The organism is Hippea alviniae EP5-r (assembly GCF_000420385.1).
In the GTDB taxonomy this organism is placed as follows: domain Bacteria; phylum Campylobacterota_A; class Desulfurellia; order Desulfurellales; family Hippeaceae; genus Hippea; species Hippea alviniae.
This window is the reverse complement of record NZ_ATUV01000001.1, coordinates 302,501-319,871: the sequence shown is the minus strand read 5'-3', so window position 1 is coordinate 319,871 and position 17,371 is coordinate 302,501. Positions and strand designations below refer to the sequence as shown.

Below are 17,371 nucleotides of genomic sequence, written 5' to 3'. Positions count from 1 at the left end.
AGATAACAGATTACGGGAGATACTCCCATAATCAGACGAGCACTTTATAGCATTAGCAATATATTTTGTCAAGTATTCAACCTAAGATAAAATTTGCATTAAATCCTAAATCATCCTATAATAATCTAACTTTGAAAATTCAGGAGAGAAAGATGAAAAAATTAATCATTGGTGTATTTTCGTTTATTATTCTCATATTCATTTTAGCATACGGCGTTCTATTTACACAACCAGGCAATAATTTACTCAAACCTACTGTCGAATCCAAAATAAACAAAGCCCTAAAGACAAATATGAAGCTTGAAGAGTTCAGCATGCGTCCATCGTATGTATTTTTAAAACTCAAAACAGTAAAAGGTTCTATATTTACAGTCAAAGGAAAATTCAGCCTATTTTCAAAAAATTTAAACTTAGAGTATAATCTTGATGTAAACAAAGATGAAGACAAGCTGAAATTTGATAATTTTATCATAAAAGGTCCATTTTGGGCTAAAGGTTTAATAAAAGGCTCAGCTAATTCAACGCTTATCTTAGGCAAAAGCAACTTCGCAGACTCAAACATAGAGTATGAGATAAAGCTAAAGAACAACAAACCATCTTCTGTTTTGATAAACATAGACAAGCTTTGGCTTAAAAAACTCCTTGAAGTGCTAAACAAACCAGCCGTTGCTGATGCTAAAATAAAGGCAAACATAAACTTAAGTAGTTTTGAGAAAAATGCTTTAAAAGGAAACGGAATAATAAACATAACAGACGGAACACTGAATAGAGAAACAATAAAAAAGTTATTCAACATCAACCTTCCAAATACCCAATTCAAAGCAAAAGCCACGGTAAATTTAGACGGTTCTATCGTAAAATTTGATGCAAACTTAGACTCTAACATAGCAAAAAGCAAAATTATAGGAACATTTAACCAAAAATCAGAAAATATCAAAGCAAAATACAAGCTCGATATAAACAGACTCTCTCTTTTAAAACCTATAATAAACATAAATTTAAAAGGCAGATTTTCAACTGATGGCGTTGCAAATGGAACAAAAAACCTACTTACAATAAAAGGAAAGAGCAATATAGCGGATTCAAACACACATTACGAGATAGAATTAACCAATTTCAAAGCAAAAAATATAAACATAACTTCACAAAATGCAAAACTTGACAAGGTTTTAGCACTATTTGATAAACCAAAATACGCATTCGGCACGATAAACACAAGCCTAACAATTACAAATTTAGAAAAGCTCTCAGGTAAGCTCAATCTATCGATAAACAAAGGAACCATAAACGCAACTGTTGTCAATAAGCTTCTAAAAACAAAAGTGCCACAAACATCATTTAAAGCTAATGTCTTATCTATCATAAAAGACGACATAGCAAACTCGAAAATAACAATTAACTCATCGATAGCATCAATTAAAGCAAAGAAGTGTATATTCAATATAAAAGAGTTGTCCTTTGACTCTGACTATTTGCTTAAAATACCTAATCTCGATAAGCTATATTTTTTAGTTGGAAGACATCTTTCTGGCTCAACAATAGCAAACGGCAACATCCACTTCTCAAACGGCAATATCAAAGCTGATGCATCCTCCAAGATGTGGAACGGAGAACTAAAGATAAACCTTGTTAACAACGACATAACAGGCAAAGCAAAGGGTGTCAGCATGGTAAAAATTATGGAGATGATGAGATACAAAAAGATATTCGATTCAAAAGGTGATATAGACTTTAAATACAACCTATTTACGAAAAAAGGAACCGCACATGCAATTTTTAAGGATGGTCATATACTGCCAACCAGATTTACAGCGCTTTTATACGGCATAACCAGATTTGACATAACAAGAGAGCTTTACAAAACAACAACAATAGACACAAAGATAGACAACAAAAAGCTCTACACAAACCTTGACATGGTAAGCAAAAGAACACGCATAAGCTCAAAAAATGCACTCATAGACTTAAACAGGGATTATATCGATGCAAAGGTCAAGGTTGAAATAAAAAAGAAACATGTATATGTAAAACTCAAAGGTAATCTAAAACATCCAAAAATAAAAATAAACGCATCAGACCTAATAAAACAGCAGCTTGAGAAAAAAGCAGGTAAACTGCTTGAGAAGATGTTTAGGTAAAAATAGGCAAAGATAATTATATCCTAAATAATTATATCCTAAATCTAAAAATTAACCGTTTTATCTCAAAAAGGAGACATTCTAAAGAATTTGACTTTTGACTTTTTAAAAAATGAAAAGTAATGTTAAGTAAAAAAGGAGGAAAACATGATGAAAAATAACATTTTCCCACTTGGAAATTATAAAGAGAAAGAGATGGAATTTATAAAACCGCGACAACCCTTCATCAGTTCTTTTTTCGATGCTTTCCAAAGTAAAATTTATTTCATATTTTTATTCATTACTCAAGAAACACTTAAAAGGGAAAGCAATAGAAAACTATTTGCAGTTATGCTTTGTGATATAAAAAGAATATTGGGCTCACATAATACTACTTCACATAATGAAACTTATTACAAAGAAAAGATAAGAGAAATTAGCAATAAAAACATACTGTACAGGCCAAATTTAGATGATGACAATTATAATTATACAAAAATACCTGCTTTAAAATCTGTTCAATTCCATAAAAAACAAGAAGGAGAAATTGTGTGTCTTTTTGAACTTCCTGACAGTATCATAGAACTTTTGCTTATATAAATAAGAAGGAACCTTTTGACTTTCCCTTTTTAATACAATACAGTTGTGAACCGTGAGAGCTTCTTTAAATTAAAGATGGACAACTCCAAAGGTATAAAATACTCAAATACATCTTAGAGCAGTGAAACATAATTAATTAAAGATAATAGCGTATCATGCTTGTAATTCTTTCAACATTCACCATTAAAAAATAGAAAAAAACAACCACGACAAACCACCACTTTAAGTATAATTGCTGTTTTAAGTAAAGCAATTTACAAGAAACCAAACAACCATTCACTATTTTAAAGTATCTATATAGTTCATTAGTCTTTGAAAAAAACAAAAAGCCACTTAAGGCATTTACCCTAAGCGGCTTCCTTACGAGCTTTTTAATGGTGAGCCGCGCAGGGATCGAACCTGCGACCGACGGATTAAGAGTCCGTTGCTCTACCAGCTGAGCTAGCGGCCCACCTGCCACAACGAATATACTAACATTAAATTAATTAGTCAAGAGTTTTTGTCTAACCCTAACTCCTTAGAAAGTTTATAGCCTCATTTATAAAACCTATAATATCTGTTGGCGTTAAACTCTCATAGGTTATACCAGCTTCAACAGCCAAATCGGCTGCAAGTCCATGCAGATAAACACCATTTATTGCCGCCTGAAGCGTATCGTATCCTTCGGCTAAAAATGCACCTATCATGCCACTCAGCACATCTCCACTGCCACCCGTTGCAAGACCCTGATTGCCTGTCGTATTTATGTAAATCTTTCCATCAGGTGTTGCAATAAGTGTGTCTGCCATTTTTAAAACAAGTATAACACCATACTCTTTGGCAAAATCTTTAACTATATTCAACCTGTCGGCTAAAACATCCTTTGTAGGTTTGCCCGTAAGTCGTGAAAACTCCTTCGGGTGCGGCGTTAGGACAGTCGGTGCTTTTCTGTTCTTCAACTCATCAACAAAAAAGCTTAAACAATTTAAACCATCGGCATCTATAATTAGTGGTTTGTTTATCTGAAGAATCGCCCTTGTTAAAGCCTTCGTGCTTTCTGTTATACCAAGACCCATACCGAAACATATAGCTGTCTTATCAGCAACAAACTCAAGCACCTTATCTATGTACTCATCAGAGAAAAACCCATCAACATCCTTTATCGGATAACTCATAGCTTCAAGTATGCTGGACTCAAAAGCTGTATTTATACTTTCTGGGATAACGGCACTTGCAAGTCCAACACCCATCTTAAGGGCGGCCTTTGAAGCCATTATAACAGCACCAGATTTTCCTTTAGAACCACCCACTATTGCAAGATGTCCAAAGTTACCCTTATGGGCCGTTGCATCTCTGTAGGTTAAAATAATCTCCTGCTCATCAATAGCAATAAAATCAGGTTCAAAATCATCTACCACATATCTCGGTGTTGATATGTCAACAACTTCAACATTGCCTGCATACTCTCTTCCTGGATATAAGAAATGGCCAGGTTTCGCCAAAGCGAATGTTGGTGTTAAGTCAGCTTCAACAGCAACACCCATAATCTCGCCAGTATCTGCCCTTATACCTGATGGAATATCAACAGCCACAACAAAGGCAGGTGAAGAGTTTATAAGTTCAATGGCCTTTTTAAATTTTCCACCAACTTCTCTTGAAAGGCCTGTTCCAAATATACCATCTATGATTATATCTGCTTCTCTTACCAGCTCTTCGTTAAAATCATCTTCATTTTCAACAAGCTTATACTCAATGCCCATATTCTTGATTATTTCAAAATTAGTCTTAGGTGAAGGATTGAGCTTATCTTCTTCCACAAGCATATAAACAAACACACTTGCACCGTTGTTGTAAAGGTGTCTTGAGATGGCAAGTGCATCACCACCATTATTACCAGCACCAACAAAGGCAACAGCCAAAGCACCATTAACTTCACCGTAATACTCAAGAATCTTGTAAAATGATTTAATAGATGCATTTTCCATAAGGACAATGTCTGGAATACCTGTTTCTATAGCCTTTCTATCCATCTGTCTCATCTGCTCTGCAACTGAAAGTTTCATTCTTCAACCCTCCTTTGGGAACATTTTTTGCTAACTAATTCTCAGCACAAAAGTGCGAGGTGAATTAATGATAAAAGTAGCTTTAATAAAGAGTATATCACCAAAAGATGTTTCATCAAGCAAAAAAGAGAGTACAAAAGAAAAACCAAAGTTTGAAGAGATATTAAGCAGTATCAAAAACACAAAAGCGCCAAAAGAAGTAAAAGAGAAGAAAAAACCAGAAAATAGCCAATCTAATAAAACAAAAGAACCAAACAAAAAAACAGAACTGAGTGAAGAAAAAAAACAAAAAAAGACAAAAAACAAAAATCCTGCTTCAATATCTGTCTTTAACATACACACAGAACAAAAAATAGAGACGACAAAAGAGAAAGAAAAAAATAATCAAGAAGAAAAACATTCAATCAAAATAGCAAACCTAACAATTAAAGAAAAAGCAGATGAAGATAAAAAACTCAGTCAAGTCAAAATAAACATAAAAGAATACACCCATAGAAAAAAAGAGACAGAATCTAAAGAAACAGACAAGAAACAATCCGCAGGTGTGAAACCAGATGCAACAGAAGAAAAAACAGACAAAAAGGTTAAAAAAATCTCATTTGCAAACATAGAACAGAAAAAGGACGATAAAACCCAAAAAACAGAGATAAATATAAAAACAGAAAAAGAAGAAAAAAGAAAAATAGACAAACAAAAGAGCCAAACCAAAAAAACATACACAAAAGAAAACAAAAATATTGAAGAAGAACACACAAAGAAGATAGAAAAAGTTAAAATCCAAGATATTCAAAACAGTGCAAAAGAAAAGACTAAAGCCACAATACAAAAGACAACTCAAACCAAACAGCAAGCTTTTAGTGAAAAATCCAATGTAAAAGAAATTAAAACAGAAGAAATCAAAGAAAAACCTAAAAATGTAAATGTATCGGTCAAATCAAAAAAAGAAAAAATATTTAAAATAACAGACAAAAACAAAAACACAAAACTCAATACAGAAAAAATAGAGGTAAACTCAGAAGAAAACAAAAATATTAAAGAGAAACACATAAAGAAAATAGAAAAAGTTAAAGCTCAAGATATCCAAAACAGTTCAAAAGAAGAGACTAAAGCCACAATACAAAAGACAACTCAAACCAAACAGCAAGCTTTTGGTGATAAACTTAAGACAAGCTCAACAATTGAAGTAAACGATGTAAAAAAACAGAAAAAAATAGAAGAGAATAAAAATACAAACAATCCAAAAACAAAAACACAGATAAACCCAACAACAACGGAAAATATTAAACAAAAGAAACAAAAATCAAAGACAACCATCTCAGAAGCCCAAAAGAAAGAAAATGAGATAACAACAAAAGAAACAGAAACAAAACAGACTTTAAACGAGAAAACAAAGAACAGGGATTTTAAAATTATACAGCAAAAAGGGACAGAACATAGAAAAGAAAATAAAGACAATAAAGAAGAACAGCATACAGAGACACCAAATAGAAGCCAGCAAGCAGAGCCAAAACAAATCATACACCAAACACCACAAATGCACACAGAGCAAAACAATCAAAGCCAAGCCAAAGTTGAGCAAGCACCCTACCCTATGGATAAAGTCATAGAACAGATAGATAAACTAATTCAACAAAAACCGCCGTTTACAAAAAGCATTACAATAAACCTAAATCCACCGCAATTGGGAGAACTAAAGATAAAGGTTAGTCTTGAGAAAGACAAAAGTATAATGGCAACAATAACCGTTCATGATAAAGATACATTCAAAACTGTCTCTTCTCATATAGATACATTAAAAACATATCTTGTCTCAAATGGTATAAAGGTAAACAGTATAGATGTTCATAACTCGTTTAACGAAAATTTTATGAATCAGTTTAACAATAACTCTGGAGCAAATAGTGGATTTTCAGGGTTTAATCAACAGGAAAATTCGAATAATTACAGTTTCTCAAGTCATTTCAATACAGAAGAGCAGACAAACCAAAAAATCAACATGAGAAGAGCAGAGAAAGGTTTAGACATAATCGTATAAAAAGGAGGAAAAAATGGATGTAGCTCAAATAGCAAATGATATGAACATAGCAGAATCTATGAAATCAGACCAAGTCGCCAACCCAAAAGCAACTCTAAGTAAAGACGATTTTCTAAAGTTGCTGGTGGCACAACTCAAATATCAAGATCCCCTACACCCACTAAACAACGACCAGTTTATCCAGGAAAATACAATGTTTTCTCAGCTTGAGCAGCTGATGAATATGAGCAAGTCGATAAATTCAATGGTTGATAAATTCAAAAGTAATCCAAGACAGTATGCCGCAACATACTTAGGGAAATACATATCAACAGGAGAAAACGATATAAATGTATCAAATAGTAAGATAGACCCTATAGGATTTAACCTCTCAAAAGAGGCAAAGGTTGTAATACATATCTCAAACTCAAAAGGCGAAGATATAGCCGATATAGATTTAGGAAAACTTCAACCCGGTTCTCATACATACACATGGAATGGCAAAGATAATCAAGGAAATAGCGTTCCAAATGGAACATACAGCGTAAGGATTACAGCAGAATATGACGATGGAACACAAATAACCCTTTCAAAAAGCGTGGGCAAAGTGGTATCGGTAAGGTTTGAAGGAGATAAAACTATACTCATAACCGATAGCGGCAGAACAGTAAATCTATCAGATGTAGTAAGTGTGTCAGAGGGAGGCTAAACCATGATAAGGGCACTTTATACATCGAGTAATGCCCTATTTGACCAACAACAGGGAGTTGATAGCATCGCAAACAACATAGCAAATATCAACACTATAGGTTTTAAGAAAACACGGCCAACATTTGCATCTCTACTTTATCAAACACAACAGATAGGATTAGCAGGTCAAGACCCTATGCAGATAGGCCTTGGCTCAAAACTTGCATCAACAGATACCATAATGAGCGAAGGAACGATAATAACAGGAGAAAAAAACACAGATTTGGCAATAGAAGGAAAAGGATTTTTCACGCTACTTGACCCAAAAGGCGGATATCTCTTTACAAGAGCCGGTGATTTTTCGTTTGACGCAGATGGAAACTTAGTCAATCCAGAAGGATATAAAGTGGTTGGATGGCTTGCAGAGCAATCTCAAAGTGGTACAGGATACTACATACCAACAGACCCAACAACAGGTATGCCTACAGGCAACATAGAAGCGATAAACATATCAAATTATCAAAGTGTACCTGCTGTTGCATCAACATATATAAGATTTAAGGCTAACTTAAACTCTTCTGATAGTGTAGAAGAATACACTCCTCTTACCACATACACCAATTCAGAAACGAGAGTAAATTTTAACTCTATTTTTAATGACGATGGTAAACTATTGGATGTAAAAGATGGCGACAACTTTCAAATAAGTTTTGATGGTGGTAACACATGGCATACATACGAATACGACAGTGATGGGCAAGTATCCCAAGGAGCAGAAGGTTTCACAACCGTAGAAGATTTAATATCAGACATGCAAAACGACCTAAATTCCGAAAATATAAACGCCACTGTCAGTTTAGAAAATGGACAAATAGTCATAAAAAACAACGAAAATACTTCTATTAACATAAGGGTAAGACCAACAAGCGAAGACCCTAACTTTTCTACACCCAAAGAAAATCAAAAACTCACTACTATATTCGAAAATCTAAATCAAGTAGTGGATCCTAACAAAACAGCATCTACACAACCTATGGAAGTGGCAACCCATGTTGTACACTCTTTCTTTTACGATTCTACAGGAGATAAACATAAAATAGATATAACTTTCAAAAGAATAAATCAAAACCGGTGGTCTTATGAAATAACATTGCCAGATGGCGGTGGTACTTTAGCCAACAATACAGGAGTAATAAACTTTGATCAAAATGGTGGACTTGACCCAAACACTAAATCACCAATAGTTAACATAAATTTAAATAATGGAGCAGAGCCAAAGCAACTTTTGATAAATTTATGGAATACAGACAACGGAGAATATGATGGTAACCAGTTCACAGGACTCACTCAATTCGCACTGCCGTCAGACACAAGTTTTCAGACTCAAGATGGTTCGCCTTCTGGAATACTACAAAAAATAGATGTAGACAACAATGGAACACTTATTGGAGATTACTCAAACGGAAAATCCTATCCTATAGCCATAGTAGCAATATCAAAGTTTATGAACCCTCAAGGATTAAAAAGGGTAGGAAATACACTATTCAAAATAACTCAAAACGCAGATTCTGCTCAGGTAATTTCTTCAAATTCTTTTATAGGTGTCGCGGGAGAAGATGGAAGAGGAAAAATTTTACCACGCCATTTGGAAGAAAGCAATGTGGATTTAGGAGAAGCATTCGTGAATTTAATAGAATACCAAAGGGGATTTGAAGCAAACTCAAAGGGTGTAACAACAGCAGACCAAATGCTTCAAACAGCCATTCAACTAAAAAGATAATAGGAGGTAGTAACTATGCTTAGGTCCTTATGGAGCGGAGTTTCTGGATTAAAAGCAGAACAGGAAGCAATGGATGTCGTAGGAAACAATGTAGCCAATGTAAACACAATAGGATTCAAAAAAGGAAGAATAACATTTGTTGATGTTTTAAGTCAAACTATGGCAGCAGCTACAGGACCCGAAGGAGACATAGGAGGAAAAAACGCAGCTCAGATAGGACTTGGTGTAACAGTAGGAGCAATAAACAACATATTTTCTCAGGGAAGTTTACAGTCAACGAGTAAAATAACCGACCTTGCAATTCAAGGAGACGGATTCTTTATCGTAAGTGATGATGGTGGAAAAACTTACAGATACACAAGAGCTGGAGATTTCTCTTTTGACGCAAAAGGTAATTTAGTAAATCCTGAAGGGTTTATAGTCCAAGGTTGGATGGCAAATGATGAGACGCATAAAATAAATACCGCAGCTAGCATAGAAAATATCGTTGTTCCTCAGGACAAGACAGTCCCAGCAGGAGAAACAAAAAATATAACAATAAAAGCAAATTTAAATGGTGGTGACAAAATAGAAGAAATGGCACCTGCCCATGGAGATGTAGACTCTGATGGTAAAAAGGTAGAGCCTGATGATATGGCTGTACTATTTGATGTTAACGGAGAAGCACTTAACCTTGGTAAGGAATTAGCAACGTTTGCAGATGCTAATAGTTCATTCTCAATAACAAAAACTAACAATGGTATATATGACGTAAATGGGAACCAGATAAACCTGTCCAGCAACGCTACTTTGTCTATGGTAATAAAATACAACATATCTCCGAGCACAACCTCAACTGCGTATATAACTTTAAGCTATAGTAAATTCAGTACCCTCGGCAATTTAGCATCAAACCTAACAAAACAAGCATCCGCAGCTTTTGGAAGTCAAGTAATAAAATTTTACACAACCAGTGACGGAGAAATAAAAGCATCAATAACTGCGAACGCTACAAGCACTCAAACTATAACAATAGGTGGTATAAACACTACAGGAGACCTAAATAGTTATTTCAAACACGCCTTAATAAACCTAGAAGGAGGAGAAGGACAAACAGCTACCCTGAGTAGAAATGGAACGCAAAGTAGAACAAGCTTGACATTTTTATCAAAACCAGGTGATGTGATAGCATTAAGCTATGACAATGGAGCTAACTATTATTCTTACATATACTCTACAAATCCCCAAAACAGTAGTGAATTCCGCACCCTTCAAGATTTGGTAAATGATATAAACAGCGATATAGGTTGGGGAACAGCCACTATAGACCCACAAACGGGTGAGATAGTAATAAAAAACAACGACCCAAATAACAACCACACTATAGGAAAGGTGTATTCTAACAATATAAAATTTGCCACAATAATGGGAACATTATCAGGACTTGTAAATTCAGGGTCAACTGTTACATCACAGCCATTTGAAGCCGCCGTGCATGTAACATCCATAGATGTATATGACTCTTTAGGAAATAAACATACAGTAACATTTACATTTAGAAAAACTGGCTACGATAAGAGCACAGGATACACTACATGGACCTGGACAGCATCTGTACCACAACCGGGTGTCGTATCTAACGATTCGGGCATAGTAAAGTTCGACCAAACAGGAAAATTAGTATATCTCTCAAGCCCGTTAGCCATAACAGTAGATTGGAAAAACGGAACAGCAAAACAAGTAATAAATCTACACTTCGGAGACATAGGCACATTTGATGGCTTAACCCAATTTTCTTTGCCATCTCAAACAACCGCTCAATCCCAGGATGGATATCCAGGCGGAAGCCTACAAAGAATAATGATAAACCAAGACGGAGTAATAATTGGCATATTCTCAAATGGAAAATCCTACCCATTAGCTCAAGTTGCACTTGCAAAATTTGCAAACAACGAAGGCCTTATGAAAGAAGGAGAATCAATGTATTCGGAAACAGCAAACTCTGGAGCCCCACTCATCGGAACAGCTGGCACAGGTGGAAGAGGAACCTTCGCACCAAGTCATCTTGAAATGAGTAATGTAGATTTAGCTCAATCATTTACCAACATGATTATATACGAGAGAGCCTTCCAGGCAAACTCAAGAAGTATCACAACATCAGACCAGATGATTCAGGAACTTCTAAATCTCAAGCGTTAATTATAAGGGGGCCTTCCCCCTTTTCTTCTAAAATATAAGCAAGTGGTGAATATATCTTTGATGAAATAAATACGGGCTTGCAAAAAGCACCTTTATAAAATCCCCACTTTACACCCAAAGCCTTTGCACCACCAGATATAGACCATGAAAAAATCTTCTCCGGTTCAATAAGTGGAAAAGATTTATGGGTAAACCTTAACTCTTCAAGAAAATTTAGATTATCGTTGCTTGCAAGACTATCCGTTCCAAATGCTATATTTACACCACTTGCACAAATTCCATAAACATCAGGCAACTTCGAAGAGATAAACTCATTACTTTTCAAACACAAACAGACAGTGCCGTTGAGCTCTTTTATCCTTTCTAAATCATAGTTTTTTGCTTCAACGCAGTGAACGAAAATGGTATTTCTCTTTAAACATGAAGTATTTTCAAGAAAATCCCACACATCATCAAAGTAAAATCTATCAGATACAAGACCAACACCTTCAAGAAAATCAAACAGCTCTCCACTATTTCTCAAAAACTGATTCTCAAACTCACTCTCAAGAAAATGAATAGAGAATAAGGCATCATCAAGAGAGCAAACGAATTCTGCAAGACATGGATGCGTTGAATAGACAGCATGAATAACAACAGAGATATGAACGCTTTTTGATAGTAATCTTTTACTTCTTAGTTTTTCAACAACATCACAAGCCCTTTTTCTATTCAAAGAGTAATTCTCGTAAAAAACAACCGACTGCGGCATGTGTATATCAAGATACTCAACACTCAAAAGTGTGTTCGATATATCACCAACAAGACCAACACCGCTTTTTAGAAGTTCATCTATTCCGCTCTTTATCGACTCTCTAATCACATTTTCATCTTCACTTTTTGCTGCCATTATACTCTTTAGCCACTCAACAAACCCTTTGGATTTTTTTGTCTTACCCTTTAGATAACCAAGCTCAAGGTGAACATGAGCATTAACAAAACCAGGAAACAGTACACCGCCAAAAAACTCTTTAACTTCAACTTCAGGATAAGCTTTCCTTATAATTTTAAAGTTATCTATATCAACAACAACTCCACTGTTTACAACAACAGCCTTATCCCTAAGTAACCTTTCACCGTCGAATATGTAATCAGATAACAAAACCTTCATCTCTAACCCTTTTAAGATTAAAGATTAATATCATTCCATTTGCTATAAAAGATGTAAAATTCGATATAGCTATTGCAGACCAGATACCGTCAAGGCCATAAAACTTCTGCAGAATATAGGCAAGCGGCAGCATAAAAAACCATAAGTTTACAAGATTAACCATACTCGGTCTTTTCGTATCATGTAAAGCCATTGAAGACCTTGCGGCAATAGTTGATGCAACAACAAATGGATAACTGATAAAGTAAAAGAACATAACGCTCTCTGCTATTCTTTTGACTTCTGTGTTTTCAACAAACACAGATAAAATCGGCTCTTTAAACAGATATATCAAAACATTCAAGCCACCAACAAGCAAAATTCCAAACAGAATAACAGAGAAAGCACCACTCTTTGCTCTGTCATAATTTTTTGCTCCGTAATTCTGACCAACAATAACAAATGATGTGTTTGCAAGCCCAAAAACCATAAAAAGCAGTATCTGATATATCCTTATAACAACCGAATAACTCGAGATAGCTTCTTGTGAAATAGTGCCAACAAATTTTATCAAAACAAGCATACTTCCTATCCTATACAATAGATGCAAAGATGCAAAGATGCCCTTTTTTAAAACCTTCTTTATAACTTTTGCCTTCATTTTAAGTTTAACATAAAAACTATTCTTAGACAGATAGAAAAACTGAATTGCAATGCCAATAATAACCGAAACAATTGTTGAAAGAGCCGCTCCTTTTATGCCCATCTTAAAATAAAAGATAAACAAAGGGTCTAAAACAATATTCAACAGATTACTCAATATCATAATGCCAAGCACAACAGACGGAAGAGAAATGGACCTTAGGGTTGAATTGTTCAAATTAAAGACAAAATTAAAGATAAAACCAATACTTGCTACTGATAAATACTCCTTAGCATATTGAGCTGTTAAACCTTCAAGACCAACAAATCTTACTATGTCAGAAAGAAAAATATAAAACACGATACTTAAAAAAGCACCAAACAGAATCACAAACAGTATGACATTAGAGAAAAAGAGAGACGCTTTTTTAAACTCCTTTGCCCCCCAGAGTGATGCGACATACATACCCGTTGCTGTCGATATGCCCACGGATACAGAAAACAGAAGCATTATCGTAAGACTTGAGCTAACCAAAGCACCAATAGCCTGATAAGCAATACGGGACACAAAATACATATCGACAAGATTGAATATATTTTGAGCTACCATTTCTAATATCATCGGTATGGACAAAAAGAGAATGCTTTTGAAAATAGGGTCTTTTGTAGGGTCAACCCTTTTAAAAAGCATCTAAATCACTGATTTATAAGCGATAAACGGGTCTTTGATTCGTCAATTACACTCAATATATGAGTTTTTATCCAATGAGAATCCCACCATTCTATAGGATTCACATAATACCCATCAACAAGAACATCGAAATGTAAATGATCTCCGCCTGCAAGACCCGTTGTGTCTGTAATTGCTATAATTTGTCCTTTTCTTACAAATTCACCCTTTTTAGCCAAAAAACTTTGAAGATGACCGTAAAGAGTAAATACACCCATACCATGGTCTATTATCATAGCATTGCCATAAACACCTAAGTATCCTTCAAAAACAACAATACCAGAATTTGCAGCATTAACTTTTGCATTTCTTATACTTGCAAGGTCATATCCCTTGTGATACTTAATATCAACAAGTTTACCTTTGTAATAATACATCCTTTTGTCATTGAAAGTTGCAGTAACTTCTGAATTTCTAAGCTGTTCAAACCTACCTTTCCACAAAATCTTATCAACGGATTGAGAACATATTTCTCTTATTCTTTTTGTATTATTTGCCCTAACAACATCGTTAACATAAAGAAAATCAGATAAAAGGTTCTCCTTTAATGGTAAATTCTCTCTTTGTAAGATGGCAAAAACTTTATCCCTAATAAATGCATCTGTTATGTTTATCCTGCTAACCTTCTGTTTCCAAGAACTATAGTAAACCGGTATGTGAACAATGGTTAAATTGCCAGCCATATCTTCTGCATAGATATCCGTTGAATAGTCTTTAAGTTTTGAAAGTGGATATGTGAAAAAAGCCATATAGACATGCCTGTTTCCAAAGATGTTCTCTGCAGGATAAGCTTTAAACTTTTCCAACTTACCATCATGTCTAACACCCAAAAACACACTTTTTAAATCTTTATCCTTTGCATAAAACACAGCTAAAGCCGTTCCACCTATCGCAATCCTACCAGTTCCACTCAAAAGAATAACCTGTGGTGGTGTTGAATCCACAACAACAGGAAACTTAACAATCTTTTCAAAGCCATTAAGATAGTTGTTTTTGCTGTAATCTTTAACAATAACAACAAATGTCGCCCTTCCTTCAGGCACAACTTTATTTGTCTTAAAATTTAAGTCAAACTCCTTAACAAAATTGTCAGAAAACTCCTTCTTTGCAAGCTCAATAGTCGTATTCATAGCAACAAGCTTAACTTCGATGCTCTTAATTCCAGCGTTTCCATCTGAAACATGAATTTTTATCTCCTTATTCGCAGAGAAATAGCCCTTTGGACTATAAACAATCACGGAAATCCCATTCTTTTTAATTATAGGCGTATATTGATAAAGAGCATATCCCAAAGCAACAAGAAATATAAGAAGAACAAGAACCCTTCCTTTACGCATCTTTCTCCTCCACTATAAGCTCAAGGTTGCTTTTTGAACTTTTAAATCCTTTTATTTTTAAACCGTTTATAACTCTCATAACATCCGTTTTATCAACGATATTTCCCTTCACAAAGGCATAAATCTGTGAATCCTTCCTAAACTGCTCTCCAAAGCCCTTCAAAAACGGAAAACTCTCGCACAGAAACACCACAATAGCTATAAAAAACAAGGCTTTGGCAGAACCAAAGGCAAGGCCAAGCAGTCTATCAAGCCAACCCAACTCTATCTTTTTAAGGATTGAAGAGATAACATAACCAACAAGAAGAAGAACAAGATAAACCACAATAAACATAACAAAAAAACCAAAAGCATAAGCAACGGTAGGCGTAACAGTAAGATGAGTTGCTATGTAATGACCAAAACTCCTTCCAAACATATTAGAAGCAACAACACCCAAAATCAAAGCAGCAAGGCCGAACACTTCTCTAACGATACCTCTTATCATTCCCCTTATTGCCAAAACAAGTATAAAAATGCCAAGCGCTATATCAATTACACTCATTTTTCTCCACCGTTATGGTTTTAAAGTTCGTATAGATAACCATTCCCGTTTTAAAACCCTTAGGTTTCCTTAAATTCTTAACAAAAGTATAATCCACTTCTATCTTCTCTCCACTTGCAGCCTTTGTCCTGCATGCCACCTGCTTGGCTGCTTCGATTTTAACACTATCCGAAACATCTTTCAACTTTGACGGTAACTTTAGCACAAGGTGTGCCGAAGGTCTATTTTTTGCATGAAACCACAAGTCGTTTTTTGATGAGAGCTTCAAGGCAACTATATCGTTCCCCCTTGCATTCTTTCCCACATAGGCATCAAAACCTTCGACCTTTATATGCTCATACGGTTCAAACTTAGCCCTTCTTCTCTTCAGCTGCTCCCTTATTATTTTCTCTCCTATCGCTATATTTCTAACGTCTTCAAGCTCATCATAATTCGAAGCCCTTTCCAAGTCAAATATAAGCTGCTCAACAAACTCTATCTCAATCTGCGTCTCTTCTCTTCTCTTTTTGACTATCTCAACACTGTTTTTTGCCTTTTTATACTTTTTAAAATAGTGTTGAGCATTCTCAAACAAATCCAAATCAGGGTTTAGTGGAATCTTAAAAACAGAAGAGGTGTATATATCTCTAATTTCAACAAAATCTTTATACTTAACATTCAAGTTTGGATTGGCCATCAGATTCTCTGCATATATCCTGTATTTATCAAAATCTTCTGCAGTTTTCAGCTCTCTGTCAATCTTTTTAAGTCTCCTAATCAAAGAATTCAATCGCCTTTTTAAAATGCGCAGCAGATTATTCTTAGCATTCCCAAACTCCTGCTCTTCTGGTTTCAAAACAAATAGACCAAACAGAAAATTATCATCAACCCTTATTCCACCTTCAAAAAAGCAGAACGGATACACATCTTTGCCGTATTTACACAGTTCAAATCTTCCCTTTTTGAAAGCATCCCTTAATCTTATTACAAACTCAACAAACTCTTCTTTGGATTTAACAAGCCTTCTCAATCCAAGACCAAAACCCAAAATATCTTCGCCATGTCGATACCTTTTCAGCAGTATATCTATATCATCCTTAAGTAAATCAGGCATATCAACAGCAGGCATCTCATAGACCTTTTTTGCTTGAATCCTATCTGTCGATTTAAAGGCAAATAGAACAATACCATCATCATTTGTAATCACAGCATTTGTATTTCTATCCATTATCTCAAAAATCAAGTTAAATCTATTCACGATACTGCCACGCACATCTTCAAAAACAAACCGAGCAACACGCTCAGAGAAACTCTGCTCTATTTTCAAAAGCCTACAGCCTACAAGTTTCTTCTTCAGAAACGAAAAAAATGCAACTTCGTCCTTTTTTCTCTTCCCATACCTATTCTTAAACGGATAAATAAAACTGTTATTTGTCGAAAGATTGGCAAATAGAAAATAGTCGCTATCTTTAAAACCTATACTAAAAAGCGAAGATGTGTGAACGGTAATTGAACTTATGCGCTTATTTAAAAAAAGATTTTTGCTTTTCTCTATTGCGTATTTAAAAAGGTAATGATTCATGACAAGA

Annotated in this window: 12 protein-coding genes and 1 tRNA gene; 6 read left to right on the top strand and 7 right to left on the bottom strand. The window is 34.9% G+C overall.

Annotation, left to right across the window (positions count from 1 at the left end; translation table 11 throughout):
- Positions 1–152 precede the first annotated feature (152 nt).
- Both G415_RS0101670 and G415_RS0101665 read left to right on the top strand, forming a co-directional pair.
- Complete coding sequence (locus G415_RS0101670; protein WP_022669850.1) at positions 153–2,138, top strand: AsmA family protein; 1,986 nt, start codon at positions 153–155, stop codon at positions 2,136–2,138.
- Between the two features lie 150 nt (positions 2,139–2,288).
- A complete protein-coding gene (locus G415_RS0101665) occupies positions 2,289–2,717 on the top strand; it encodes a hypothetical protein (protein ID WP_155825417.1) in 429 nt (142 codons plus the stop codon).
- Positions 2,718–3,092: 375 nt separating this feature from the next.
- On the opposite strand, the gene G415_RS0101660 is transcribed toward G415_RS0101665, so the two are convergent.
- Positions 3,093–3,168, bottom strand: a tRNA-Lys gene (locus G415_RS0101660).
- Positions 3,169–3,226: 58 nt separating this feature from the next.
- Complete coding sequence (locus G415_RS0101655) at positions 3,227–4,759, bottom strand: bifunctional ADP-dependent NAD(P)H-hydrate dehydratase/NAD(P)H-hydrate epimerase (RefSeq protein ID WP_022669848.1); 1,533 nt, start codon at positions 4,757–4,759, stop codon at positions 3,227–3,229.
- Positions 4,760–4,826: 67 nt separating this feature from the next.
- Here G415_RS0101655 and G415_RS0101650 point away from each other — a divergent pair, with 67 nt between their 5' ends.
- Genes G415_RS0101650 through flgE form a run of 4 tightly spaced genes read left to right on the top strand, consistent with a single transcriptional unit; the run spans position 4,827 to position 11,421 of the window.
- Positions 4,827–6,794 carry a flagellar hook-length control protein FliK gene (locus tag G415_RS0101650; protein WP_022669846.1) on the top strand — a complete coding sequence of 656 codons (1,968 nt, stop codon included), beginning with the start codon at positions 4,827–4,829 and terminating at the stop codon, positions 6,792–6,794.
- A 13-nt stretch (positions 6,795–6,807) separates the two neighbouring features.
- Positions 6,808–7,482 carry a flagellar hook assembly protein FlgD gene (locus G415_RS0101645; protein WP_022669845.1) on the top strand — a complete coding sequence of 225 codons (675 nt, stop codon included), beginning with the start codon at positions 6,808–6,810 and terminating at the stop codon, positions 7,480–7,482.
- Between the two features lie 3 nt (positions 7,483–7,485).
- Entirely contained in the window at positions 7,486–9,243 is a 1,758-nt protein-coding gene (locus tag G415_RS0101640) for a flagellar hook protein FlgE (RefSeq protein WP_022669844.1), read from the top strand.
- A gap of 15 nt (positions 9,244–9,258) precedes the next feature.
- Positions 9,259–11,421 (top strand): flagellar hook protein FlgE, encoded by a 2,163-nt coding sequence (gene flgE, locus G415_RS0101635; RefSeq protein ID WP_022669843.1) that lies wholly within the window; start codon positions 9,259–9,261, stop codon positions 11,419–11,421.
- Here flgE and G415_RS0101630 read toward each other — a convergent pair.
- Genes G415_RS0101630 through G415_RS0101610 form a run of 5 tightly spaced genes read right to left on the bottom strand, consistent with a single transcriptional unit; the run spans position 11,411 to position 17,364 of the window.
- On the bottom strand, positions 11,411–12,571 hold the full coding sequence (locus G415_RS0101630) for an amidohydrolase family protein (RefSeq protein WP_022669842.1): 1,161 nt from the start codon (positions 12,569–12,571) through the stop codon (positions 11,411–11,413). The two genes, flgE and G415_RS0101630, sit on opposite strands and share 11 nt — an antisense overlap.
- Positions 12,552–13,883, bottom strand: a complete 1,332-nt coding sequence (locus G415_RS0101625; RefSeq protein WP_022669841.1) for an MATE family efflux transporter — start codon at positions 13,881–13,883, stop codon at positions 12,552–12,554. The genes G415_RS0101630 and G415_RS0101625 overlap by 20 nt, the downstream gene beginning before the upstream one ends.
- Positions 13,884–13,888: 5 nt before the next feature.
- Entirely contained in the window at positions 13,889–15,259 is a 1,371-nt protein-coding gene (locus tag G415_RS09435) for a M23 family metallopeptidase (RefSeq protein WP_022669840.1), read from the bottom strand.
- Positions 15,252–15,803: a CvpA family protein gene (locus tag G415_RS0101615; protein ID WP_022669839.1), complete on the bottom strand. Its 552-nt coding sequence runs from the start codon at positions 15,801–15,803 to the stop codon at positions 15,252–15,254. Before G415_RS0101615 ends, G415_RS09435 begins: the two co-directional genes overlap by 8 nt.
- Complete coding sequence (locus tag G415_RS0101610) at positions 15,790–17,364, bottom strand: Rqc2 family fibronectin-binding protein (protein ID WP_022669838.1); 1,575 nt, start codon at positions 17,362–17,364, stop codon at positions 15,790–15,792. The genes G415_RS0101615 and G415_RS0101610 overlap by 14 nt, the downstream gene beginning before the upstream one ends.
- Positions 17,365–17,371: the final 7 nt, after the last annotated feature.